26 protein-coding genes are annotated in these 23,422 nt (G+C 70.5%); 11 read left to right on the top strand and 15 right to left on the bottom strand.

Going from position 1 to position 23,422, the window contains the following annotated elements:
• Positions 1–97: 97 nt before the first annotated feature.
• The 7 genes from V1227_RS36230 to V1227_RS36200 all read left to right on the top strand — a co-directional run bounded on the left by V1227_RS36230 (position 98) and on the right by V1227_RS36200 (position 5,155).
• Complete coding sequence (locus V1227_RS36230) at positions 98–598, top strand: amino-acid N-acetyltransferase (RefSeq protein WP_090095585.1); 501 nt, start codon at positions 98–100, stop codon at positions 596–598.
• Positions 599–661: 63 nt separating this feature from the next.
• Positions 662–1,513, top strand: coding sequence for a MerR family transcriptional regulator (locus V1227_RS36225; protein ID WP_329789658.1), 852 nt, complete (start codon positions 662–664; stop codon positions 1,511–1,513).
• The gene (locus V1227_RS36220; RefSeq protein ID WP_329789657.1) at positions 1,497–2,291 is read left to right on the top strand and encodes a hypothetical protein; all 795 of its coding nucleotides are present in this window, start codon (positions 1,497–1,499) and stop codon (positions 2,289–2,291) included. Before V1227_RS36225 ends, V1227_RS36220 begins: the two co-directional genes overlap by 17 nt.
• 94 nt (positions 2,292–2,385) lie before the next feature.
• Positions 2,386–2,796: a hypothetical protein gene (locus V1227_RS36215; protein ID WP_329789656.1), complete on the top strand. Its 411-nt coding sequence runs from the start codon at positions 2,386–2,388 to the stop codon at positions 2,794–2,796.
• Complete coding sequence (locus V1227_RS36210) at positions 2,793–3,944, top strand: YcaO-like family protein (RefSeq protein ID WP_329789655.1); 1,152 nt, start codon at positions 2,793–2,795, stop codon at positions 3,942–3,944. Before V1227_RS36215 ends, V1227_RS36210 begins: the two co-directional genes overlap by 4 nt.
• 4 nt (positions 3,945–3,948) lie before the next feature.
• On the top strand, positions 3,949–4,602 hold the full coding sequence (locus tag V1227_RS36205; protein ID WP_329789654.1) for a nitroreductase family protein: 654 nt from the start codon (positions 3,949–3,951) through the stop codon (positions 4,600–4,602).
• Between the two features lie 82 nt (positions 4,603–4,684).
• Positions 4,685–5,155: a phospholipase gene (locus V1227_RS36200; protein ID WP_329789653.1), complete on the top strand. Its 471-nt coding sequence runs from the start codon at positions 4,685–4,687 to the stop codon at positions 5,153–5,155.
• A 1-nt stretch (position 5,156) separates the two neighbouring features.
• Here the strand turns inward: V1227_RS36200 and V1227_RS36195 are convergent, their stop codons facing one another.
• A complete protein-coding gene (locus V1227_RS36195; RefSeq protein ID WP_329789652.1) occupies positions 5,157–7,547 on the bottom strand; it encodes a DNA translocase FtsK in 2,391 nt (796 codons plus the stop codon).
• A 119-nt stretch (positions 7,548–7,666) separates the two neighbouring features.
• Here V1227_RS36195 and V1227_RS36190 point away from each other — a divergent pair, with 119 nt between their 5' ends.
• A complete protein-coding gene (locus V1227_RS36190; RefSeq protein WP_329789651.1) occupies positions 7,667–8,440 on the top strand; it encodes a lysophospholipid acyltransferase family protein in 774 nt (257 codons plus the stop codon).
• On the opposite strand, the gene V1227_RS36185 is transcribed toward V1227_RS36190, so the two are convergent.
• Together V1227_RS36185 and V1227_RS36180 are read right to left on the bottom strand one after the other, a co-directional pair.
• Positions 8,337–9,017 carry a hypothetical protein gene (locus tag V1227_RS36185; RefSeq protein WP_329789650.1) on the bottom strand — a complete coding sequence of 227 codons (681 nt, stop codon included), beginning with the start codon at positions 9,015–9,017 and terminating at the stop codon, positions 8,337–8,339. The two genes, V1227_RS36190 and V1227_RS36185, sit on opposite strands and share 104 nt — an antisense overlap.
• A gap of 48 nt (positions 9,018–9,065) precedes the next feature.
• Entirely contained in the window at positions 9,066–11,849 is a 2,784-nt protein-coding gene (locus tag V1227_RS36180) for an AfsR/SARP family transcriptional regulator (RefSeq protein ID WP_329789649.1), read from the bottom strand.
• 126 nt (positions 11,850–11,975) lie between these two features.
• Here V1227_RS36180 and V1227_RS36175 point away from each other — a divergent pair, with 126 nt between their 5' ends.
• A complete protein-coding gene (locus V1227_RS36175) occupies positions 11,976–12,590 on the top strand; it encodes a class I SAM-dependent methyltransferase (protein ID WP_329789648.1) in 615 nt (204 codons plus the stop codon).
• Between the two features lie 18 nt (positions 12,591–12,608).
• On the opposite strand, the gene atpB is transcribed toward V1227_RS36175, so the two are convergent.
• The 8 genes from atpB to thyX form a co-directional block, all read right to left on the bottom strand.
• On the bottom strand, positions 12,609–13,406 hold the full coding sequence (atpB, locus tag V1227_RS36170) for a F0F1 ATP synthase subunit A (RefSeq protein WP_329789647.1): 798 nt from the start codon (positions 13,404–13,406) through the stop codon (positions 12,609–12,611).
• A 103-nt stretch (positions 13,407–13,509) separates the two neighbouring features.
• Entirely contained in the window at positions 13,510–15,189 is a 1,680-nt protein-coding gene (locus V1227_RS36165; protein ID WP_442916407.1) for a ribonuclease J, read from the bottom strand.
• The gene (dapA, locus tag V1227_RS36160) at positions 15,186–16,082 is read right to left on the bottom strand and encodes a 4-hydroxy-tetrahydrodipicolinate synthase (RefSeq protein WP_329789646.1); all 897 of its coding nucleotides are present in this window, start codon (positions 16,080–16,082) and stop codon (positions 15,186–15,188) included. The genes V1227_RS36165 and dapA overlap by 4 nt, the downstream gene beginning before the upstream one ends.
• Before the next feature lie 19 nt (positions 16,083–16,101).
• Positions 16,102–16,713 (bottom strand): TIGR03085 family metal-binding protein, encoded by a 612-nt coding sequence (locus tag V1227_RS36155; RefSeq protein ID WP_329789645.1) that lies wholly within the window; start codon positions 16,711–16,713, stop codon positions 16,102–16,104.
• A gap of 25 nt (positions 16,714–16,738) precedes the next feature.
• Positions 16,739–17,152 carry a hypothetical protein gene (locus V1227_RS36150; RefSeq protein WP_329789644.1) on the bottom strand — a complete coding sequence of 138 codons (414 nt, stop codon included), beginning with the start codon at positions 17,150–17,152 and terminating at the stop codon, positions 16,739–16,741.
• Between the two features lie 2 nt (positions 17,153–17,154).
• Complete coding sequence (locus V1227_RS36145; RefSeq protein ID WP_329789643.1) at positions 17,155–18,597, bottom strand: serine/threonine-protein kinase; 1,443 nt, start codon at positions 18,595–18,597, stop codon at positions 17,155–17,157.
• 71 nt (positions 18,598–18,668) lie between these two features.
• On the bottom strand, positions 18,669–19,070 hold the full coding sequence (locus V1227_RS36140; RefSeq protein ID WP_329789642.1) for an ACT domain-containing protein: 402 nt from the start codon (positions 19,068–19,070) through the stop codon (positions 18,669–18,671).
• Positions 19,071–19,075: 5 nt separating this feature from the next.
• The gene (gene thyX, locus V1227_RS36135; protein WP_329789641.1) at positions 19,076–19,780 is read right to left on the bottom strand and encodes an FAD-dependent thymidylate synthase; all 705 of its coding nucleotides are present in this window, start codon (positions 19,778–19,780) and stop codon (positions 19,076–19,078) included.
• Positions 19,781–19,847: 67 nt separating this feature from the next.
• Here thyX and V1227_RS36130 point away from each other — a divergent pair, with 67 nt between their 5' ends.
• Positions 19,848–20,360, top strand: a complete 513-nt coding sequence (locus tag V1227_RS36130; protein WP_090095564.1) for a toxin-antitoxin system HicB family antitoxin — start codon at positions 19,848–19,850, stop codon at positions 20,358–20,360.
• Positions 20,361–20,365: 5 nt separating this feature from the next.
• Positions 20,366–21,262 carry a DUF4097 family beta strand repeat-containing protein gene (locus tag V1227_RS36125; protein ID WP_329789640.1) on the top strand — a complete coding sequence of 299 codons (897 nt, stop codon included), beginning with the start codon at positions 20,366–20,368 and terminating at the stop codon, positions 21,260–21,262.
• A 32-nt stretch (positions 21,263–21,294) separates the two neighbouring features.
• Here the strand turns inward: V1227_RS36125 and V1227_RS36120 are convergent, their stop codons facing one another.
• Genes V1227_RS36120 through V1227_RS36105 form a run of 4 tightly spaced genes read right to left on the bottom strand, consistent with a single transcriptional unit; the run spans position 21,295 to position 23,406 of the window.
• On the bottom strand, positions 21,295–21,498 hold the full coding sequence (locus V1227_RS36120) for a hypothetical protein (RefSeq protein ID WP_329789639.1): 204 nt from the start codon (positions 21,496–21,498) through the stop codon (positions 21,295–21,297).
• Positions 21,495–21,788 carry a hypothetical protein gene (locus V1227_RS36115; RefSeq protein WP_329789638.1) on the bottom strand — a complete coding sequence of 98 codons (294 nt, stop codon included), beginning with the start codon at positions 21,786–21,788 and terminating at the stop codon, positions 21,495–21,497. The genes V1227_RS36120 and V1227_RS36115 overlap by 4 nt, the downstream gene beginning before the upstream one ends.
• Before the next feature lie 18 nt (positions 21,789–21,806).
• Positions 21,807–22,415, bottom strand: coding sequence for a TetR family transcriptional regulator (locus tag V1227_RS36110; RefSeq protein WP_329789637.1), 609 nt, complete (start codon positions 22,413–22,415; stop codon positions 21,807–21,809).
• 7 nt (positions 22,416–22,422) lie between these two features.
• The gene (locus tag V1227_RS36105) at positions 22,423–23,406 is read right to left on the bottom strand and encodes an aldo/keto reductase (protein WP_329789636.1); all 984 of its coding nucleotides are present in this window, start codon (positions 23,404–23,406) and stop codon (positions 22,423–22,425) included.
• Positions 23,407–23,422 lie beyond the last annotated feature (16 nt).

Here is a 23,422-nt window from a genome sequence, read left to right as displayed (position 1 = left end):
ACCGCACAGATCAGCCCGTAGCTGGCCACAGAGCGTATTTCAGGACTTGGACCTCTGCTGACGACCGCACCAAGAGCGGCGCCCATACTTGACGGCTGTGACCAGTGGGGTAGTCGTGCGGCGCGCCCGCACCAGCGACGTGCGCGCCATGAAGACGTTGATCGACGGGTACGCGGGCAAGGTCCTGCTGGCCAAACCCCTGGTCACGCTGTACGAGGCGGTCCAGGAGTTCTGGGTGGCCGAGGAGGACGGCGAGCTGCTCGGCGTCGGGGCCCTGCACGTGATGTGGGAGGACCTGGCCGAGATCCGCAGCGTGGCGGTGTCCCCGATGGCGCTCGGCCGGGGTGTGGGTCACCGGATCGTGGCGCAGCTCATCGCGACGGCCAAGGAGCTGCAGCTCACGCGCATCTTCGTGCTGACGTTCGAGACCAGGTTCTTCGCCAAGCACGGGTTCGTGGAGATCGAGGGCACGCCGGTGAGCCCCGAGGTCTACGAGGAGATCATGCGGTCGGTGGACGAGGGCGTCGCCGAGTTCCTCGACCTGAGCTACGTGAAGCCGAACACGCTCGGCAACAGCCGGATGCTCCTGGAGTTGTAACTATTCGAGTGATCACTCGAATAGTCTTGACTCACATAACGCGGGCGCGCCAGGATCGGTGGCGTGCCCGAATCGCTCACCGTCGACGAGCTCGCCGCCCGGATCGGCCTGCCCAGCAGCACCATTCGCATGTACCAGACGAAGGGTGTGCTGCACGCGCCGAGACGGCAGGGGCGCGTGGCGTACTACGACGCCTCGCACGTCGAGCGGCTGACGTTGGTGCAGCGGTTGCAGCAGCGGGGGTTCTCGCTGCCCGCGATCGCCGAGCTGATCGCGGCACGGGAGAAGGGCGAGTCGGTCGCCGCGGTGCTCGGCATGGGCGAGGCCGAGGGGCCCGACGACTGGGTTCGGATCAAGGTGCGCGACATCCGGCACCTCGTTCCGATGGGAGACGTCCAACCGCGACTCCTCCTCCGGGCTATGCGGTTGGGCTTGGTGCGGTGGAAGTACGGCTGGCCGCACGCGCGTCGCTGGGCACTCGAGGCGGGCGGCAGGCTCGCCGGCCTGCGGGTGCCCAGCGATGACGTCATGGACAGCTTCACGCGCCTGCGCACGGCGACCGACGCGGTGGCGGCGGACTTCGTGCGGTTGTTCGAGCGGCAGTTCTGGCCGGAGCTCGCGCGCAAGGCCGGTGACGAGAACCAGCTGGAGAACGTGCGGGCGTTGCTGGTCGAGCTCACGTACACGGCGGAGACCGCGGTGGTGGGGACGCTGCGGGAGTCGATCCGGGACGCCGCCGAGGAGTTCGCGTCGCGGCACGGGCTGCTGCCCAGCGACGACTACCAGCCGGCGTGGGCTGAGCAGCCGCTGCCGCCGATCGCCGAGAACCTCATGGACCCGGCGGGCGAGCTGCCGAGCGAGCAGGAGATCGAGAACTTCCTGAGGCGGGGGGACGAGGATGAGCCTGGTCGCTGACCCCGCCTGGCACGCCCGGGTCCGGGACGAAGGCCTCGTCGTGTACGCGGGTGCGGACCTCGCGTACCTGATCCCGGACCTGCCCGGGGCAGTGGCCGTGGCGCTGGCGGGGCTGTTCGAGCCGGTGTCGGGGGGAGTGGCCAGGACGGTCGACGAGAGCAGGTTGGGGGAACCGGCTCGCCCGTACCTGGCCCAGCTGACGACCCTGGGCGCTCTCCGCCCGGCCGGGTTGCCGCCCGACGGCGTGGACGGGCCGGTGGGGGTCGGCACGCGCGTCGTCGGACAGGCGCCCGCCGGGCTGGCGGAGCGGTTGCCGCACCACGAGAACCCGGACCTCCTGCTCGTCGTGCGGACGACCGGCACGTTGCTCGACCTGGTCGAGGTGGCGCGCGAGACGAAGGTTCCGCACCTCCTGCTGGACCTCGCGTACCACCACACCGCCGCCATCGGACCGTTCGTGGTTCCCGGTGCCGGCGCGTGCCTGGCGTGCCTCGCCGTGCGGGCGGGGCGGCGGTGGGGGGATCCGCCCCCTCCCCCGCACCCGGCGGCGCTGCGGCACGAGTTCCCGCTTTCGCTTGCGGAGCAGGCGATCCGGAACATCCGCAACGGCTCGCTGGCACTGCTCGACACGGTCGTCACCGTGAACCTGGACGAGTTCACGACCACGCGTGAGAGCGTGCTGCCCGCGGCCGGCTGCGAGGTCTGCCCGACGGTGGAGCTCGGGCGCGTGACACTTCCTTGGGGGGACCATGAACGCGACGGCAGTCCGGTTACCTGACCAGTTCTCACCCGGTGCGGCCGCCGCGAGCGCCGCGACGCCCACCTGTTGCTGTTGTTGTTGCTGCTGCGCGGTTTCCTCGGTCGGCGCGGCCGTGCACATCCCCGCCGCCCTGCACCGGGACACCCAGGACCTCGAACGCCCTCGCGGCGCTCTCGTCCTCCCCGCCGCGGTCTTCCCGTTGCTCGTCGTCGTGCTGCCGTTCGCCACGGCGGGCGCGATCTTCGACCTGCACCGGGGCTGGTGGCTCGGCGGTGTCGGGGTGGCGCTCGCGTGGGCGGTCGCGTCGGGGTTCGTCGCCCGGTCGCCGAAGCCGTGGAGGAGCCTGCTCAGACTGCTCGGCTGGTCGTTGCTCTGGTGCGTCGAGCCGTTCGTGGTGCTGATGGTGCTCGGGCCCGTCGCGCAGGCGGGTGAAGCGGGCGCCTGGATCGGCGGCACGCTCTACCTCGGCGGGGCGCTGGCCTTCGGGTACTGGCTCTTCCGGCACTACCGGGTGCAGCGGTGAGGACCGTCGCCGAGGCGCTGGCCGAGCGCGCGGTCGGCTGGCGGCAGGGCGTGGTGGCGCAGCTGCACCCGGTGCCGCACAGCCTGTCCGATGTGGACGTCGAAGGCTGGGCCGCCGTGCCCGAGCCGTTCGCCACCGGCGGCACCTCGGGCGGTGCGGATGAGGTGGCCGCGATCGCCGAGGCACTGGAACGGCACGCCGCCGCCCGCGCACCGCTGGAGATCGCCACCACCGGCGAGTGCTGGCCGTTGGAACACTTCAGCCTGCACACGGTCGAACAGCGCGTGTCCCCGAACTACCGCTACCGCAAGGGATACGTCGACACTCCGTACACGCGCGCCTGGACGTTGCCCGCCAACGAACCGATCCGCGTGCCCGCCGGTCTCGTGGGCCTCGACGCCTCGTACGGCCTGCACACGACGTCCTCGGGCCTGGCGGCCGGCCCGTCGACGACCAACGCGCTGCTGCGAGCCGTCCAGGAACTGGTCGAACGCGACGCCTTCACCACCACCTGGCTGCACTCCCTTGCACCGCAACGGTTCGCGGCCGACCTCCCGCACGGCGTCCAGGCCTTCGACCTCACCCCCGCCTACAGCCCGCACCCGGTGGTCGCGGTGGCGGGCTCCCTCCCCGTCGCGGGCAAGCCTCGCCCCACGCTGGGCCTGGCCTGCCGCGCCACGGTCGCGGAAGCACTCCGCAAGGCCTACGAGGAATGGGTGCAGGGCACCGTGTTCGTCGAGGTGTGGCTGGCGCGCCACGGCGACGAGCCCGTCGAGGCCATCGACTTCGACCGGCACGCCGCCTACTACGCCACCCACCCGGCGGAGTGGGACGCGCTGCCGTGGCTGCGCGGCTTCGAGGCGGACCCGCCACCCGACGCCGAAGCCCGCGGCACCGCGGCGGAACTCACCGAGCTGGTGCACGCCCTGGACCGTGCGGGGATCCGGCTCGCCTACCGCGAGCTGACCACGCCGGAGCTCTCGGCCGTGGGGCTGCACTGCGTCCGCGTCCTGTCCCCCGACCTGGCACCGCTGCACGCCGACCACCGCTGGCCCCACCTGGGCGACCGGGCCCGCGAGCTGGCCTGGCGCTACCCGCGCGCCTCACCGGGCGCGTTCCCCAATCCCGCACCGCATCCGCTGGGGTGAAACCATGTTCGACGACTTCTGGGCCGCCAGCCGCTACTCGGTCCTGCACCGGCGCCGCCTCGGCGAACGACTGCGCGACTTCCGCCCCCGGCCACCGCTGGTCGACCCGCTGGAGCTCCCGAGCGCCCCCGTCGCGCTCCCGCGCCCCGGCGGCCGGCTGCAGAAGCTGTTCCGGGCCCGCCGAAGCACCCGCGAGTTCGCCGACAAGCCGTTGGGCGACAAGCATCTCGGCGCCGTGCTGGGAGCCCTGTCCGACAACAGCTACCCGTCCGCGGGCGGCCTGAACCCGTTGCGCTGCTACGCCTTCCACAACGGCCGGGCGGTGCGCTACGACCTCCGCCGCCACGCCCTGCAGGACATCGGCGAGGCCCCGCCCGACCTGGCCGAGGTCCTCGGAACCCCGTCGGCGCCACCGCTGGCGATCGTCCTCGTGCTGGCGGACGGCGAGTCCTTCGAGAAGTACGGCGAACGCGCCGGGCGCTTCGGCCTGGTCGAAGCCGGCGCCGCGGCCCAGAACATCTGCCTCCGCCTGGCCGAGCTGGGCCTTGGCGGCCACCTGCTCGGCGGCGTGGCGGACCACGAGGTGCTGCACGCCCTGGGCCTGCCCCGCGAGCTCCGCGTGGCCACCGCGATCGCCTGCGGGCGTCCGATCACCTGACGTTCACCGGATCGTGTCTACCTACGACGGACGATCACCCGCTACAACTGGCGAGACATGCTCACAACCGGAGGAGCTCGCCATGTCGACGAAGACGCTGCGCTCGGCGTTCGTGGGTGCCACCGCATCCCTGGCCCTCATCTTCACGGGCTCCCCGGCGCTGGCCGCGGACATCGTCGCGGTGACCGACGACTACCTCTACGCGAAGTCCCTGAGCCAGTTCACGGCACTGCGCGCCCAGCAGCCCCACGCGGACCAGCTCGACTGGTCCTCCGACGGCTGCTCGTACTCGCCGGACAACCCCTTCGGCTTCAAGTTCCTGCCGGCCTGCCACCGCCACGACTTCGGCTACCGCAACTACAAGCGGCAGGCCCGGTTCAGCGAGCCGAACCGGCTGCGCGTCGACGACAACTTCAAGTCCGACATGTACGCCCAGTGCGACTCGAACTGGGCGTGCAAGCGCACCGCCGACCTGTACTACAAGGCGGTGCGCCAGTTCGGAGGCACCGGTAGCTCGACGGCCGAGAGCATCGAGCAGGCCGGCCTGGGATAGGTCACTCGCCGTCGGCGGGGCCGCCTCCACGCATCAGGTAGATCACGTTCTCGAGCTCGTCCGGCTTGATCAGCACCTCGCGTGCCTTCGAGCCCTCGGACGGCCCGACGACGCCCCTGGTCTCCAGCAGGTCCATGAGGCGCCCCGCCTTGGCGAACCCGACGCGGAGCTTGCGCTGCAGCATCGACGTCGACCCGAACTGCGACGTCACGATCAGCTCGGTCGCCTGCACGAGCAGTTCCAGGTCGTCGCCGATGTCGGCGTCGATCTCCTTCTTCTCCCCGGCCTTGGCCGCGGTGACCCCGTCCGTGTACTCGGGCTGGGCCTGGTTCTTCGTGAAGTCGACGATCTGCGAGATCTCCTCGTCGCCGACGAACGCGCCCTGGATCCGGACGGGCTTCCCGGCGCCCATCGGCAGGTACAGCCCGTCGCCCATGCCGATCAGCTTCTCGGCACCGGGCTGGTCGAGGATGACCCGCGAGTCCGTCAGCGACGACGTGGCGAACGCCAGCCGCGACGGCACGTTCGTCTTGATCAGGCCGGTGACCACGTCGACGGACGGGCGCTGGGTGGCGAGCACCAGGTGGATGCCGGCGGCACGGGCCTTCTGCGTGATGCGGACGATCGCGTCCTCGACGTCGCGCGGCGCCGTCATCATCAGGTCGGCGAGCTCGTCGACGATCGCCATGATGTACGGGTACGGCCGGTAGACGCGCTCGGAGCCGGGCGGCGCCGCGATCTCACCGGACTTCACCTTGCGGTTGAAGTCGTCGATGTGGCGCACCCGGTTGACCTGCATGTCCTGGTAGCGCTGCTCCATCTCCTCCACGAGCCACGCCAGCGCGGCCGCCGCCTTCTTCGGCTGCGTGATGATCGGCGTGATCAGGTGCGGGATGCCCTCGTACGGCGTCAGCTCGACCATCTTCGGGTCGATGAGGATCATCCGGACCTCGTCGGGCGTGGCGCGCGCGAGGAGCGAGACCAGCATCGAGTTGACGAACGACGACTTGCCCGAACCCGTGGAGCCCGCGACCAGCAGGTGCGGCATCTTCGTCAGGTTCGCGGTGACCATGTGGCCCTCGATGTCCTTGCCGAGGCCGATCACCATCGGGTGCGTGTCCTTCAACGTCGACGGCGCGCGCAGCACGTCGCCGAGGCGCACCATCTCGCGGTCGCTGTTCGGCACCTCGATGCCGACCGCGGACTTGCCGGGGATCGGCGCGAGCAGCCGGACGTTGTCGGTGGCGACCGCGTACGCGATGTTCTTCGTCAGCGCGGTGATCTTCTCGACCTTCACACCGGGGCCGAGCTCGACCTCGTAGCGCGTGACTGTCGGGCCGCGGGTGAAACCGGTGACCTGGGCGTCGATCGAGAACTGGTCCAGCACGCCGGTGATGGCCTCGATCATCTGGTCGTTGGCCTTGCTGCGGGCCTTCGGTGCGTCGCCGTCCTTCAGGATCGTAGGTGGCGGCAACTGGTAGTTGCCCTCGACCGCGCGCACGGCCATCTCCGGGGCCGGGGCCGCGGCCGGGGCCTTCTTCGCCGCGGGGGCGGGCTTCGGGGCGGGCTCCGCGGGCTCGTCCAGCGGGAGCTCGGCCTGCGGCTCCTCCACCGGGGTCTCGGCGGCCTGGCGGCGGCGCGACGGGCGGCGCAGGCGAACCGGCTTGGGCTCCTCCTCCGGCACGTCCTCGGAGTCGAACGGCTCGGCCGTGCGCTCGCGGTGCACCAGGGCGCGAAGTCGTTGCGGCACCTCGCGAACCGGCCAGTGCAGCACGCAGAGCAGGCCGAAGACGAAGATCATGACGAGCAGCGGGCCCGCGACCAACGGGGTGAGGCCCTGGGCGAGGAAGCCGCCGGCGAGGTACCCCAGCGCGCCACCGGCGTCGCGGCGGGCCAGCGGGTCCATCGGCAGGCCGCCGATCAGGTGGAACATGCCGAGCACGCCGATGCTGATCAACGTGCCGCCGACGACGAGCCGGAACCGCTCCTCCGGCTTGGCATCGGTGGACATCAGCACCACGCCGATGCCGAGCAGCACGACCGGGACGAACACCGCGGGGAACCCGACGGAGCTGCGCACGGCGACGTCGACCCACCGGCCGACCGGTCCGCCCGCCTGCCACCAGACCCCCGCGCCCGTGATGAACGCGAGCGCGATCAGGAACAGGCCGAGCCCGTCACGCCGATGTTCCGGTTCGAGTCCCTTGGTGCCGGTGATCCCCCGGACCACGGTGCCGACGCCACGTCCCAAAGCCCCCCAGACGGCGCTGAAGGCACCGCCACCACTCCTGCGCGCCACGGGCTTTTTGGACGCGGTGGATCGTGCCCGCGGCTTGGCTGGCGCTTTGCCGCGTGACGTGGTCTTTCTCGAAGTCCCTGTACGCCCGGCCATGTCTACAAGGTAGTCCCTCGCATCCCACCAGCCCCATTTGCAACCGGGACGCGTGCGAAATCCCCATGGTTCCCCGGATCCGCCACGGTGTCCGCACGACACGCCGTACGCTGCCCGGCGTGTCCACACCGCTCCTCTGGCGCGTGCTCATGGCTGTCGACCGGGGCCTCATCGCGCTGACCGGCAAGCTCGAGGTATCGGGCGACATCCCGCCGGAGCTCGTCGGCAAACCGTTGCTGCTGGCGTCCAACCACATCGGCAACCTCGACCCCATGGTGCTCGTCGCCGCGTGCCGCAAGATGGGCGTCAACCCGCGGTTCATGCTCGCGGGCGGGTTGCTCGACGCGCCGGTCATGGGCCCGGTCCTCAAGGCGTGCGGTCACCTGCGCGTCGACCGCCGGTCGGCGAACGTGGGCGAGGCGATGCACCGGGCGGTCGAGGCGTTGCAGAAGGGCGGCGACCCGATCGCCGTCTACCCCGAGGGCAAGATCACGCTGGATCCCGGCATGTGGCCGGAGCGCGGCAAGACCGGCGTCGCCCGCATGGCGCTCGGCGGCGGCATCCCGGTGATCCCGATCAGCCAGTGGGGCGCGCACGAGGCCGTCTACTGGGGCAACCTCAGCGTCGGCAGCTGGAGGGACGTCCTGCCGTACCTGACGTCGTGGCTGCGCGCGGTCCGCAGGCGGCCGACGTTCAAGGTCCACTTCGGCAAGCCCGTCGAGCTGTCGGACCTCAGGGCCGACACGGTGGGCGATGCCCGCCGCGCCCACGAGCGGATCATGGTCGCGATCACCGAGGGCTTGGTGCCGTTGCGCCTCGACGAGCCGGACCTCCCGAGGTTCCACGACCCGACGCGCCCGACGACCGGCTCCTCCCCCTGGCGGCCCGCGTGATCGAGTAGGCGATCACCGTCACCAGCATGAACAACGGCCTCGGTCCACCCGTGCGGAGGCTGACCGCGACGTCGGCCAGCGCAGCGACCAGCGCGACGACGAACACCGCCGTGCTCGCCGTGGGCAGCTTGACCTTCGGGTCCGCCCACGGCGTGCGGCCCCACGGTTTCGCCACGCTCAGCCAGGCCTGGAACGCGATCGCGCTGATCATGAGCGAGGTGCCCACCGGCATCCACGCCGTGACGTGGCCGTGCGCGGCCGCCTCCAGGTTGCCGCTGAGGATGAAGATGCCGACGTAGAGCTGCACGACGGTGATGACGAACTTGGTCAGCACCCACCAGTGCCGGAAGTAGCCCCACGGCGTCGTGGCGCTGAGCATCATGCCGGTGAAGGCGCTGATGTTCGCCATGACGGCGAGCACCCGGTGGTCGAGGAAGCGCGCCATCTCGAACGCGCTGACATCACCGGTTTCCATGCCGTACAGCAACAACGCCAGCAACGCGACGGCCTGGCTCATCCAGCCGACGGACGTGACGACGTGCAACCACACCAGCAACGTTCGCGCGCGCTTCTGCATGACATGTAGCTTGCCTACATATCAGGCGACGCACATCGGGGATCTCCCTTAGGAGAGCTCGTGCAGCCGCGCCCGCACTTCCGGCGTGAGCGGGTGGTCGTAGTCCTCGTAGATCGTCAGCGCCTCCAGCAGGTGGGTGCGCGCCACCTCCGGCTGCGCGGCGCTCGCCTCGCCCACCCCGTGCAACGCCTCCGCGAGGCTCTTGCGGTCGCCGAGCACGCGCAGGAAGCCCACCGCCTCGCGGAACGAGTCGCGCGCCTCGACCCGTTGCCCCAGCTTCACGAGCGCCCAGCCGATGCTCACCAGAGCCATCGCCTTGCCGTGCACGGCACCGTGCGAGTCCATCACGTCGAACGCCCTGCTCGCCGACGCCAGCGACTCCTCGTACCGCCCGGCCAGCCGCAGGATATCGCTCAGGAACAGCCTCGTGCCGCCCTCGCCGAACCACGAGCCGACCTCCGCGTGCCGGTCCAGCGCCTCGCCGAACCGCTCGACGGCCAGGTCGAACCGGCGCAGGCCGCCGTAGGCCATGCCCAGGCCCGTCAGGCTCCACGCCGCACCGACCCGGTCGTCGATCTCGCGGCGGATCGCCAGCGCGCGGTCGAACAGCTCCAGGGCGTCGGCGAAGCGCTGGCCGCGGAACGCCGCGAGCCCCAGACCGTGCACCGCCCAGGCGCGCGCTGCCTGGTTGCCGTCACGAGCGGCGGCGCGTTCCGCGACGCGGTACGTGCGGGTCCACTCGTCCAGAGCGCTCGACACGATGAAGTAGTTCCACAGCGCGAGCGGGATCTGCCACGCCGCGGGCGAGTGCTCCCCTTCGGCGAGCCGCGTCACCGCGAGCAGGTTCGCGGACTCCGCGCGGCACCAGCGGAACGCCTCGTCGTGCGTGGTGAAGTCCTGTGTGGACAGCGGTGGCAGCAGGAACGCCGGGTGGTCCGGCGGCGCGATGACGGTGCCCGCGGCGTTCGCGGTGTCGGAGTACCACCGCAGCAGGCGTTCCACGGCCTCGCCGCGGCCACCCGCCGACTCCTCGGCGGCGCTCAGCTCCGTGGCGTACAGGCGGAGCAGGTCGTGCAGCCGGAACCGGCCGCGCGCGACCTCCTCGAGCATGTGCCCGCCCGCCAGCACGTCGAGCAACGCCCGTGCCCGCGGCACCGGCACGCCCGCCAGCGCGGCGACGGCGTTCAGGCTGACCTCGGCACCGGGGTGCAGGCCGATCAGCCGGAACGCCCTCGCCGCGTCAGGTCTCAGCGCCAGGTACGACCACGAGAAGGCGGCGCGCACCGCCGTGTCCTCGTCGTCGCCCGTCGCCAGCACGTTCAACCGGTCGCGCTCGTCGGCGAGGTCGCTCGCCAGGTCGGCCAGCGTGAGGTGCGGCCGCGTGACGACCCGTTCGGCCGCGATCCGCACGGCGAGCGGCAGGTGCCCGCACAGTTCGACGAGCTTCGCGGCGGCCTCGGGCTCGGCCTCCACGCGGTCCGCGCCCACCGCCGAGGTCAGCAGCGCCAGGCCTTCGTCGCGCGTGAGGGTCGACAACGTCACCGAGTGCGCACCGTCGCGCGCGACGAGCCCGCCGAGGTGGTTGCGGCTCGTCACGAGCACCATCGACGTCGACCGTCCCGGCAGCAGCGGGCGGACCTGCTCGGCCAGCCGCGCGTTGTCGAGCAGCACCAGGACCCGTTTGCCCGCCAGGACGCTGCGGTAGAGCGCGGACCTCGCGGGCAGGTCGTCCGGGATGCGTTCGGCCGGCACGCCGAGGCTCTGCAGCAGCTGGTGCAACGCCGCCGAGGGCTGCACCGGCGGCGACGAGGCGTCGAACCCGCGCAGGTCGACGTGCAGCTGCCCGTCCGGGAAGCGCGCCGCCACCTGGTGCGCGAACCTGACCGCGAGCGCCGTCTTGCCGACGCCGCCGGTGCCGGTGATCGCGACGAGCACCGGCGAGTGGTCGTGCGGAACGACTTCGGCGAGCTTCGCCAGCTCCTTCTCCCGGCCTGTGAAGTCGCGGACCTCGTGCGGCAGCTGAACGGGCACGAGCACGGGCGCCGCCGGTTCGGGCTCCGGGTCGTGACGGCCGACGAGCAGCTGCTCGTGGAGCCGGCGCAGTTCCGGACCGGGCTCGATGCCGAGCTCCTCGACCAGCACCCGGCGCAGGTCCGCGTAGGCGGCGAGCGCTTCGGCCTGCCGGCCGCAGCGGTACAGCGCCGACATCAGCAGGCCGTGCAGCCTCTCCCGCAACGGATGCGCGCTCACCAGCGTCGTCAGCTCCGCCGCCACCTCGGCCTCACGCCCGACCGACAGCATCAACGCCGCACGCTGCTCCACGGCCGTGAGCCGCATTTCGGCCAAGCGCGCGCGTTCCACCGCAGCGAACGGCCCCGGCACGCCTTCGAGAGCGATGCCACGCCACAGCCCCAACGCCGCGTCGAACTGCGCGAGAGCCTCTGCGGGCTTCTCACGCAGACGCGCGGCCTCGTCCAGATGAGCGCGGAACACCGCGGCGTCCGAACTGCCGGATGGGAGCCTCAGCAAATATCCAGCGTCCGTGGAGAGCAGCACGGAGCTCGGCGCGCGCGAAGCCCTGCCGGGTTCGAAGAGCCTGCGCAGTCCCGCGACGTAGGTGTGGATGCCGTTGTCGGCGCTGGCCGGTGGCTCGTCACCCCAGACCGCGTCGATCAGTTCGCTGCGCGACACGACGTGGTTCGCCCGCAACGCGAGCACGGCCAGCACGGCCCTCTGCCGCGGCGGACCGAGCGCGAGCGCCTCGCCGCCCACCGTGGCCGCGAGCGCGCCCAGCAAGCTGACGCGCAACTCGTTCTGCAACTTCCATCTCACTTCGTCGCTGTCCGCAGTCACCCGGCAACCTACCGTCAGGATCCGTCCAGAAGCCATCCAGAAGCCGTGCAGAGAGGTTCTCCACACTTCACAAGAGGTGGATTGGGTCGAAATGAGGGGCGGGGCATGAACGCGGCCGAGGTCTTCGACACGCTCGGGCTGGAGTACCAACGCGCTTGGTCGCACCAGCCGGCACTGCACGGCACTCTCGCCTGGTTCGCCGCGACGCAGCCCTCGGGCTCGCGGGTGCTCGACATCGGTTGCGGCACAGGCGTTCCCGTGGCGCGCACCCTCACCAGGGCCGGCATGAGGGTCACCGGCCTCGACGTCTCGCCGGTCATGGTCGACCTCGCGTCCTCCCAGGTCCCCGACGCCACGTTCCACAAGATCGACATCCGCGACTTCGAGTCGCCGCCCGGCTCGTGGGACGTCATCTGCGCGGTCTTCTCGCTGCTGCAGATGACCCAGGCCGAGATCGTCCGGACCCTCGGCCAGGTCTCCGCGTGGCTGCGGCCGGGCGGCCACTTCTTCCTCGCCACGGTGCCGATCGACGTCGAACAGGTCACCCTGCCCTGGATGGGCCAGGAGATCCAGGTGTCGTCGTTCTCCGAGGAGAACTTCGAGAAGCACCTCGGCGAGGTCGGCCTGCGGGTCGTGCGCCGCAGCCGTCCGGTGTTCACGCCGTCGTTCCCCGGCGCCACGCCCGAGGAGTCGCTGCACCTGGTGTGCCAGCGCCCCTGAGCGCTCGGGGGCGGCGGCCTAGTGCTGCTCGGCCAGCGCGCGCCCGATGAAGTGCGCCGACAGCAACGCGAAGATGTACGCCTGCAGCACCTGCACCAGCGCCTCCAGGAAGAACAGCGCGATCGCCAGCGCGAACCCCAGCGCCGACACCGGCTTCAGGTGGATCGGCGCTTGCAGCAGCATGAACTCGCTGCCGAGCGTGAACACCAGGATCAGCAGGTGCCCGGCGAACATCGCCGCGAACACCCGGATCGCGAGGTTGACCGGGTCGAAGAAGAACTTGAGGATCACCTCGGTCGGGATCAGCAGGCCCCACAGCACCGGCTTCGGCACGTCCGGGATGACGAACTGGTTGCGCAGGTAGCCCTTCAGGCCGAACTTGCGGATGCCCACGTAGTGGTAGAGCGGGAAGACCACCAGCAGTGCCACGGCGAACGGGAAGCCGCTGTGCGTGAACGTCGGGAACTGCACGAGCGGGATGAGCCCGTAGAGGTTGTTCACGAGCACGAAGCAGAAGATGCTGACGATCAACGGCACGTACGGCGCGAATTCCTTGGCGCCGATCTGCTCACGCGCGATCGTGTTGCGGCCGAAGTCGTAGACCGATTCGGCGGCGAACTGCCAGCGCGACGGGACGAGCTTCAGGTTCCTGGTGGTGACCAGGAAGAACGTCAGGATGATCACGACGGACAGGACCAGCAGGACCTGCGGTTTGGTCACCGGGACGTCGAACGGCAGACCGAACGGGTCGTGCCAGGTGAAGATCGGTGGAAGGAGAACGTCGTCTTTGCCCGGTGGGCTGAAGACGTCGGCCATTGGGCGAACCCCCTCGTCCATGGTCTGGGATCAAACCTTATCGGACGAGGGGGACGCAGATCACAGCAGGGTCACGGAGAAACGCGCTATTCCATTCGAAGTGTCAGACCGGAATGACGGTCGGAACGATCATCGGACGGCGGCGGTAGGTCTCCGCGACCCAACGCCCGACAACGCGCCGCACGGCCTGTGCGACCCGGTGCGTGTCCGTGATGCCCTCGGCCTCCGTGCGCGCGAGTTCCATCTCCACGAGCGGCACGACGGCCTCCAGCGCCTTGGGGTCGTCGGAGAAGCCGCGGCCGGAGATCGTCGGTGACGTCACGGCGCGGCCGGAAGCCGTGTCGATGGCGACCGAGATCGAGATGAAGCCGCCCTCGCCCAGCACCAGGCGGTCGGACAGCGTCGACTCGCCGACGTCGCCCACGGACAGGCCGTCGACGTACACGTGGCCGACGACGACTCGGCCGGACACCGCCGCCTTGCCGTCGATGAGGTCCACGACCACGCCGTCCTCGGCGATCACGACGTGGTCCTCGGCGACACCGGTGGCCACGGCCAGAGCGGCGTTCGCGCGCAGGTGACGCCATTCGCCGTGCACCGGCATCACGTTCGACGGCCGCACGGCGTTGTAGAGGAACAGCAGCTCACCGGCCGGGGAGTGGCCGGAGACGTGGACCTTGGCGTTGCCCTGGTGCACGACGGTCGCGCCGAGCTTGGCGAGGCCGTTGACGACGTTGAAGACCGCGTTCTCGTTGCCCGGGATGAGCGACGACGCGAGGATCACCGTGTCGCCCTCGCGGATCGAGATCTGGCGGTGCTCGCCGCGGGCCATGCGCGACAGCGCGGACAGCGGCTCGCCCTGCGACCCGGTCGAGACGAAGAGGACCTCGTCCTCCTGCATCCGCATGGCCTCGTCGAGGTCGACGAACAGGCCGTCCGGCACGTTCAGGAAGCCCAGGTCCGACGCGATGCCCATGTTGCGGACCATCGAGCGGCCGACGAAGGCGACCTTGCGCTTGTACTGCACGGCCACGTCGAGCACCTGCTGCACGCGGTGCACGTGCGAGGCGAAGCAGGCCACGATGACCCGCTGGTCCGCCTTGCGGATCACGTTCTCGAGCACCGGGCCGATCTCGCGCTCGGGCACCACGAAGCCGGGCACCTCGGCGTTGGTCGAGTCGACCAGGAAGAGGTCCACGCCCTCGTCGCCCAGGCGGGAGAAGCCCGCGAGGTCGGTCAGGCGGCCGTCGAGCGGCAGCTGGTCCAGCTTGATGTCACCGGTGTGCAGCACCAGGCCGGCGGACGTGCGGATGGCGACGGCCAGCGCGTCCGGGATCGAGTGGTTGACCGCGAAGAACTCGAGCTCGAACGGGCCGAACGAGCGGCGCTCGCCCTCGCGGACCTCGACGAGCCGCGGGTTCTGGCGGTGTTCGCGGCACTTGGCGGCGAGCAGCGCCAGCGTGAAGCGGGAGCCCACGACCGGCACGTCGGGGCGCAGCTTCAGCAGGAACGGGACCGCGCCGATGTGGTCCTCGTGGCCGTGCGTCAGGACGATGGCATCGATGTCGTCGAGCCGGTCCTCGATGGCGCGGAAGTCGGGCAGGATCAGGTCGACGCCCGGCTGGTCGTCTTCGGGGAAGAGAACGCCGCAGTCGACCACGAGCAGCCTGCCGGCGTGCTCGAAGACGGTCATGTTGCGGCCGACCTCGCCAATTCCGCCGAGTGCGACGACGCGGAGGCCGCCTTCCGGCAGTGGGGGCGGCAGTTCGGTCGATTGGGTCACGCGTTGACTCCCAGTTCGGCCGCGATGGCCTCGATGTCCTCGGCGGCGGCCGGCACCAGCGGCAGACGCGGTTCGCCCACGTCCAGTCCGCGCAGGCGCAGCGCCGCCTTCGTGTACGTCACGCCGGGTACCCGGCGGAAGGGCCGCAGCAGCGACAGCAGCGACTCGTGGATCTCCTTCGCGCGCACGACGTCACCCGACTCGTAGGCGTCGGCCATGTCGCGGAGGCGGTCCGCCGCGAGGTGGCCGATGACGCTCACGAACCCGACGGCGCCAACGGACAGCCACGGCAGGTTCAGCGGGTCGTCACCCGAGTAGTAGGCGAGGTCGGTGCTCGCGATCACCCTGCTGCCCGCGTGCAGGTCGCCCTTGGCGTCCTTCACGGCCAGGATCCGCGGGTGTTCCGCCAGGCGCAGGAGGGTGTCGACCTCGATCGGCACGACCGCGCGCGGCGGGATGTCGTAGAGCATCACCGGCACCTCGGAGGCGTCGGCGACGGCGGTGAAGTGCGCCAGCAGGCCTTCCTGCGGCGGACGCGAGTAGTACGGCGTCACGACCAGCACACCGTGCGCGCCGGCCTTCGAGGCCTGCTGCACCAGGTGGACGCTGTGGGCCGTGTCGTAGGTGCCGGCGCCGGCGACCACGGTGGCGCGGTCGCCCACGGCCTCGACGACGGCGGTGAGCAGCGCGGCCTTCTCGCGATCGGTCGTCGTCGGGCTCTCCCCGGTCGTGCCGTTCACGACCAGGCCGTCGTTGCCCGAGTCCACCAGGTGTTTCGCCAGTTCCTGCGCCTTGGGGAGATCGACCTCGCCGCGGGGGTCGAACGGGGTGACCATGGCGGTGAGAACGCGGCCGAACGGGCGGTCCGGCCCTGCGTAGGGGCTTCCTGGCATGCGCAGAAACTACCCGAGTTCACACGCTTCGGTTCAACGACCGCACACGTTGCACCGAGTCGGGGTCACCGCTGTATTCCACACGGACCTGGTCGCGCCCGAACGCGAGCATCACGAGCTCGGGCACCTCACCCGTGATCACCACGCCGTTCGCGCCCTGCTTGGCGACGACGTGCTCGCCGTCGGGGCGCACCAGGGTGACGCCGACCGGCGACGACTTGTACGTCATGCGCGCGGTGAGCGGCAGCACCTTCCACAGCGTCGCCTCGCGCCGCGCGTCGTACGGCCGTGGCTCCCAGCCGGCCTGAGCGCGGCGCACGTCCTCGTGGTGCACGAAGTACTCGGCGGTGTTCATCAGGTCGTCGATCGGCTTGATCCAGAACGGCGGTGTGCGCACCAGGTCCAAGAGCTCACTCCACGCCTTGTGCTTGTAGTCCTCCTGGACCTTCCCGGTCCAGGAGGCGAAGACCGGCAGCACGATGCCGGGTGCGGTGTCGGGCCGCCTCTCGCGGATCGCGAGGTGTGCGGCCAGGTCCAAGGTCCGCCAGGGGTCGCACAGCGTGGGCGCGTCCGGGCCGAGCTCGGTCATCAGGTCGACGAGTGCCTTGCGTTCATCGCGGGCGAGACTCACCCGACCATTGCACCACAGCGGCGGGTCAGGGCTCGTTCGGCTTATAGCAGCCCTGGAACCCCGCCGGCTTGGCCGAGCTGTCCGCGAGCAGCTTGACGACCTGGTCGCGGTTCAGGTTCTCCGGGTAGCCGGGCCATTCCGGTTCCTGCCCGTTCACGTGCAGCTCGTCGAGCCAGTAGCCGGACTGGCCGGAGATCTTGGCCATCTCCAGGTCGCAGCCCTTCACCCGCACCACCACCTCGATGGTCTTCTCCGAGGACTTGACGGTGCGCTTGCCGACCTTCTTGGACTTCTTCTCCTTCTCGGTGCTGGGCTCGCCGGGGTTGCTGAACCCGGCGGCCTTGAGCTCGGAGACGAACTTGTCCTCGTTGTTCCCGCAGGCCGTCAACGCGGCCACGCAGCCGAGGACGAGCAGGGCGGGAGCGATCCTTCTCTTCACGTTCAGTTGTCCTTCTTCGCGCTGATGCTTCCGTCGAGCTTGCTGCCGTCCTTGTTGCCGGCCACGCACCAGATCTTGCGGTCGGCGTTGCCGCTCTTGTCCTTGGTCCACGCCCTCTCGCCGGGAACCAGGGTGGTGACCTCGAGCTTCGAGCCGTCCTTGATCCACTCCGAGTTCAGCGTCATCTCGCAGCGCGCCACGCCGAGGCTCTTCAGCGCGTCGACGCCCGGATACGCCGCGTCCGGCAGGTTCGTCTGCAGCGGCAGGGTGTCGATCACGTCGAACACCTCGAAGTCGTGCGGCTTGTCGCACTCCTCGCGGGTGTCGGAGTTGAGCAGCTTGGTCGGCGCGACGTCGCCGAGGCCGCACGTGTTCTCGTACAGGCCGAACACCGGGACCTCGGCGCCCTCGCCGTAGGTCAGCGCCTGGCTGCCGCTGCCGCCTCCGGGCGCGGTGAACGCCCTGTGCGTGAAGATGCCGCCGGTGAACGCCGCCACGGCGATCACGGCGGCGCCGACCAGCGCGAGGACGCGGTTGCGCTTCTTCTTCGCGGGGTCGGCGGCCGCAGGATGCTGGTACTGCTGCGTCGCCTGGGGCGGGATGCCGGTGGGCGGCGTCGGCTGGTTGCCGATGCTGGAGAGCATCGCGCGGGCCTGCGGGCCGGACAGGCGGGCGTTCGGGTCGGCGATCAGCAGACCGGTGATCACGGCGCTGAGCACGCCCGTCGCGCGGGTGAGGCGCGGGGTCTCGCTCATGATCGCGTGCAGCGTCGAGGCCGTGGAGGAGCGCTCGAACGGGCTCCAGCCCTCGACGGCGTAGCAGAGGGTCGCGCCCAGCGCCCACAGGTCGGACGCGGGACCGGCCTCGTGGCCGTGGATGCGCTCCGGCGACATGTAGGCGGGCGAGCCGATGAGGCTGCCGCTGGTCGTGAGGCGCGGGTCGTCGACGGCCTGCGCGATGCCGAAGTCGGTGAGCTTGACCTTGCCGTCCGGGCGGACCATCAGGTTGCCCGGCTTCACGTCCCGGTGCACGATCCCGGCCGCGTGCGCGGTCTCCAGCGCGGACAACGCCTGCAGCGCGATCGAGACGACCTGGTTCGGCGGCATCGGGCCGTGGGCGCTGATCAGCGTCGACAGCGTCGCCGCCTCGACCAGCTCCATGACGATGTAGGTCGTGCCGTTCTCGTTGATCGCGTCGTAGACCGTCACGATGGACGGGTCGTTGAGCTTGCCGGCGGTGCGCGCCTCACGCAGAGCGCGCTCTTCGAGCACACGGCGTTCCTCGTGCGCGATGCCGTCCGGCAGGTGCAGTTCCTTGATGGCGACGAAGCGCCCGATGTGACGGTCCTGGGCCCTCCACACGATGCCCATGCCACCGCGGCCGAGCTCCGCCACCAGGGCGTACCTGCCCGCGATGACGCGTGGTTCGACTGCCTGTCCGTGCAACGTGCGCTCCTACAACCTCGGAACCGGGGGCGTTGACGGTGCTTGAGACCCGCCAACCGGAGGATCGGTTCCTAGGCTTCCGGCGCTACAACCAGTTCGTGACCCGCGGCACGCAACGCCTTCACGGCGCGGCCGAGGTCGGCCTGCTTCACGAGCAGGTGGTCGGTGTCGTAAGTGGACAGCGCGAACAGCGAGACGCCCGCCGCCGCCAGTTCACCCGCGAGGGCGGCCATGATGCCGGTGAGCGTGAACTCGAGCGGCCCCCGCACGGTGAGCAGCCGCCAGCCCTTCTCCGACACGTCGCCGCCCGGTGCGGACGACGCGGGGGCGATGATCGACAGCTCGGCCGGGGTCCTGGTCACGGACACCAGCACGTCGGTGAGGTCGAGCAGCCCGGTGGGGACGGGTGCGTCCGGTGCCAGGCGCGTGACCGCGTATTCGCCGGGCCGGACGTCCACGATGAGCCGCTTCATGGACGTCAGCCTTCAACCACGAGCGGGCTGGAGGCAACTTCCGTGCCGTCCGGGAGTGTCGAGATGACGAAGTCCGCGAACGCGTTGGGAGCGGCCTTCACCAGTTCGCGCAGGCAGGCGACGGCGAGCTCGCGCAGTTCGACGTTGATGTGCTCGGTCGCGCGCATCGCGATGAAGTGCCGCCACGAGCGGTAGTTGCCCGTCACGACGATCTCGGTGCCGGTGGCGTTGGGCAGCACGGACCGTGCGATCTGCCGCGCGCGCCGGCCGTTGACGGTCTTCTCCAGGCTCTTCACCAGGTCCTCGTACGCCTTCAGGCTCGCCTCGGTGGCGGCGACGAAGCGGGCGTGCAGCTCCGGGTCCTCGGCGATCAGCGAGGGCTCGACGACGTCGGTCGGGTCGGTGCGCTGGGACAGCTGCGAGTACGAGAAGTGCCGGTGCCGGATCAGCTCGTGGGTGAGCGACCGCGGCAGCTCGGTCAGGTAGAGCGAGGCGCTGCCGTGCTCGAACGCGGCGAGGTGGCCGACGTCGAGCAGGTGGTGCAGGAACGTCGCGTTGGTGTTCGTCATGGGGTTCGAGCGGTCCCACGACTGGTAGCAGGCCCGGCCGGCGAACTCGACGAGCGCCGCGCCGCCGTCCGCGTCGGTCGTCCACGGCACGTCGTCCGGCGGGATGAACTCGGTTTTCGCCACCAAGCGCACTCTCGGCATGAGCCGACATTAGCCCTGACACCACGAGTTGGTTGCACGATGTCGCAAGTGACGTCATAGTGGTGTCATGGATCTGTCGCCGTACATCGCGTCACTGCGCGAGGACCTGGCGACGGCCGCATCTGCGGGGGACGAGAACACCCGTCGAACGGCCGCCGCGTTGTCCGCAGCGCTCGAGCCAGCCGCGCGACTGGCAATCATGAACGCACTGTCCGACCTGGCCGCGGAGGTCACCGCCTCCCTGGACGGCCAGGTCGTGGACGTCCGGCTGGCCGGGCGGGACGTGCAGGTGGTCGTCACCGGGTCGGCCGAGCCGGAGCCGGAGCCCGCCCCGCGCCAGGAGGCACCGGGCTTCGGCGCCGGTGACGCCACGGGTGACATCAGCCGCATCACCCTGCGGATGATCAACGAGCTCAAGTCGAAGGCCGAGGCCGCCGCCGCGGCCCAGGGCGTGTCGCTGAACTCGTTCATCCAGCAGGCCGTCGGGGGTGCCGTGCACGGCAAGCACAAGCACCAGCACAAGGGGTGGAGCGGGAACGCGGGCTCGGGCTCGCGCGTCCGCGGATGGGTGCAGGGGTGAGCGGGATGACCGAACAGGACCAGACCGGCGTGGTGCGCCGGCAGAGCTTCGAGCCCGCGGGCACCGCCGAGATCGACATCTCGCTGCTCAGCGGCCGCGTGCAGGTGCAGCTGGTCGACGCGCCCGGAGTGCACGTCGAGGTGCGGCACGACCCCGGCGCCGGCAACACGTGGACCGAGGGGCTGGCCGGCGTGCTGAGCTGGGTCAGCGGCCAGTTCGGCCCCGACAAGACCGCCGCGCCGGCCGGGCCAGAGGACGCCGTGCGCGACGCCCGCGTCGAACTGCTGGGCAACCGCTTGCGCATCGAGTCGTCGAAGGCTCTGCCCTTGCGCGCGGTGCCGCTCTCGGTGGTGGTGACGGCACCCGTCGGTTCGCACGTGTCTTCACGGACCGGTGCGGCGGACGTGACCGTGACCGGGGGTGCGGGCCGTCTGGACCTGAACACCGGCACCGGCAACGTGTCCGCGGACCGGGCAACTGGCGAGACCAAGGTGAACTCCGGCGCCGGCACCGTGCGCCTCGGCACGATGCTCTCGTCGCTGAAGGCGAAGACGGGCAGCGGTGACGTCGAGGTGTCGTCGGTCGGGGGCACCACCACGCTGGTCACCGGCACCGGCGACGTCTGGCTGGGTGCGGTGCAGGGCGACGTCCAGGTGCGCACCGGCAGCGGCGACCTCACCGTCGCCGACGCCGCCTCGGGCGAGATCCACCTCGGCACCGGGTCGGGTCACATCCGCGTCGGCATCCGCCAGGGGGCGCTCGCGCGCATCGACCTCGTGTCCACGTCCGGCACCGCCCGCAGCGACCTCGACGTCTCGGCGGAACCGCTGGGCGACGCCGTGCTGTCGGTCACGGGCCGCACGGGCAGCGGCAACGCGCTGGTGACCGCCGCATCGAGCTGACCGGGGGGTCGGGAGGGAACCGGACGGCGTCCCTACGGCTCCTGGAACGGCTTGGAGCCGCCGGGGACGTCGTCCGGGAAGAGCGGGCAGCGGATCTCCGCGGTCAGGAACTTCCTGGTGAAACTCGAGAAAGTGCCGTCGTAGGACCACTTCTGCCGCATGTCCGTGATCATCACGGTCCACTCGTCCGGCTCTCCCCCGGTCACCCAGAGGCAGTGGTCGCCGTTCACGGTCATGCCCCAGGGCAGCAGGCCGGGGACTCCGGGTGTGCCCGCAGACCCGGCTGGCGGCGCAACGCGCGCAACATCTTGGGCGCTGTTGACATCCAGTTCATGAAACCGGCACGCGCCGTTGGGTGGAGGATGCGAACGTAGCCACCGACGATGAGCGGGGGGTAGGCCTCGACGAGGTGCACGTAGTCGCCGGGCAGCGCCGTGCCGGCCCGTGCCCTGACCGCGTCCCAGTCAACCGGGTCCGGGCGCCTCTCGGGCGCTCCCAGCAGATCGATCCACTCGTCAGGCGGCACCGCTCACCTCCGTGACCCTCAAGCATCGCCTGCGGCACTTGGGATTCGGTTGTACCGCAGTCCGGCGACGACCAGGGAGACGACCGCGTCGAACGCGTCCTGAATGTGAGGATTCCCCCACTCCTGGGCGTGAGCCGGGTGGTGGAACACCTGCGTCGCGTCCCACACCGCCTGCGCCGTCCTGCCGACGTCGTCCGTCACGAACTCGTGGGTATCCACTCCGGCCTGGATGATGCGCGTGAGCTGCCCCACGAGGTGCCCCAGGTGGTACTCGACGACGGCGCTGCTCTCGCCGACGAGCGTGCGGAACGTGGTGAACAGCTCCAGGTCCTCGGTGTGCGAGCGCCGCTTCTTGTCGAAGAGCTTCTGCAGCCAGTCCCTGAGCATCCGCGAGGCGGGGACCTCCCGGTCGAACGCGGGCTCCATCTCCTCGTGGATCGCGTCGAGCCAGCGCCTGGTCACCGCCTCGCGCAGCGCGGCCTTGGTGGCGAAGTGGCGGTAGACGCTGCCGTGGCTGACCCCGAGCGCCTTGGCGACGTCGACCACCGTCGCCTTGGCGGGACCGTACCTGCGCAGCACCTCTTCGGTCGCCGCGAGGATCGCCTCCGCGGTCAGCGCCTCCGCCACTTCCCACTCACCTCTCGCTGTCCAGCACGGCCATCTGCTCGGCCGCGTAGCGCGTGCCCGCAGCTGCCCCGACAGGGACGACAGCCTCGATCTCCTGCAATTCCCGTTCGGTGAACGTCACGTCGACGGCACCGATCGCCTCCGTCAGCCTCGCACGCTTCGTCGTGCCGACAAGAGGCACCACGTCCTCACCGCGCGCCGCCACCCACGCGATGGCGAGCTGCGCGACCGTGACGCCCTTGTCCCGCGCGAGCTCGCCGAGCTTGTCGACGAGGTCCTGGTTGCGGGTCAGGTTGTCGCCCTGGAACCGCGGCGCGTGGCCGCGCCAGTCGTCCGCGCCGAGGGCGAGCGGGGTGGCGGAGATCAGGCCGCGCGACAGCACGCCGTACGCGGTGATGCCGATGCCGAGCTCACGGGTGACCTGGAGGATCTCCCGCTCGACACCGCGTTCCAGCAGGCCGTACTCGATCTGCAGGTCGGCGATCGGGTGCACGGCGTGGGCGCGGCGGATGGTCTCGGGCCCGACCTCGCTCAGGCCGATGTGCCGGACGCGGCCCTTCTCGACCTGCTCGGCGATGGCGCCGATGGTGTCCTCGATCGGCACGGCCGGGTCGAGGCGCGCCGGCCGGTAGACGTCGACGTGGTCGGTGCCGAGCCGCTGCAGCGAGTACGCGAGGAAGTTGGCCACGGCGGCCGGACGGGTGTCGAACCCGATGAACGCGCCGTCGGCGTCGCGCAGGCCGCCGAACTTGACGCTGAGCTGGGCCTCGTCGCGACGGCCCCTGATCGCCTCGGCGATGAGCATCTCGTTGTGGCCCTGGCCGTAGAAGTCACCGGTGTCGAGCAACGTGACACCCGCGTCCAGGGCCGCCCGCACGGTCGCGATGCTCTCGTCGCGGTCGGCCGGGCCGTAGGCGTTGGACATGCCCATGCACCCCAGACCGAGGGCGGACACGACCGGACCGGTGGCTCCGAGCTGGCGCTTCTGCATTTCGAACCCCTTCGTC

The sequence above is a fragment of the Lentzea sp. DG1S-22 genome, from assembly GCF_036321065.1.
In the GTDB taxonomy this organism is placed as follows: domain Bacteria; phylum Actinomycetota; class Actinomycetes; order Mycobacteriales; family Pseudonocardiaceae; genus Lentzea; species Lentzea jiangxiensis.
This window is presented reverse-complemented; position numbering and strand designations above follow the sequence as displayed.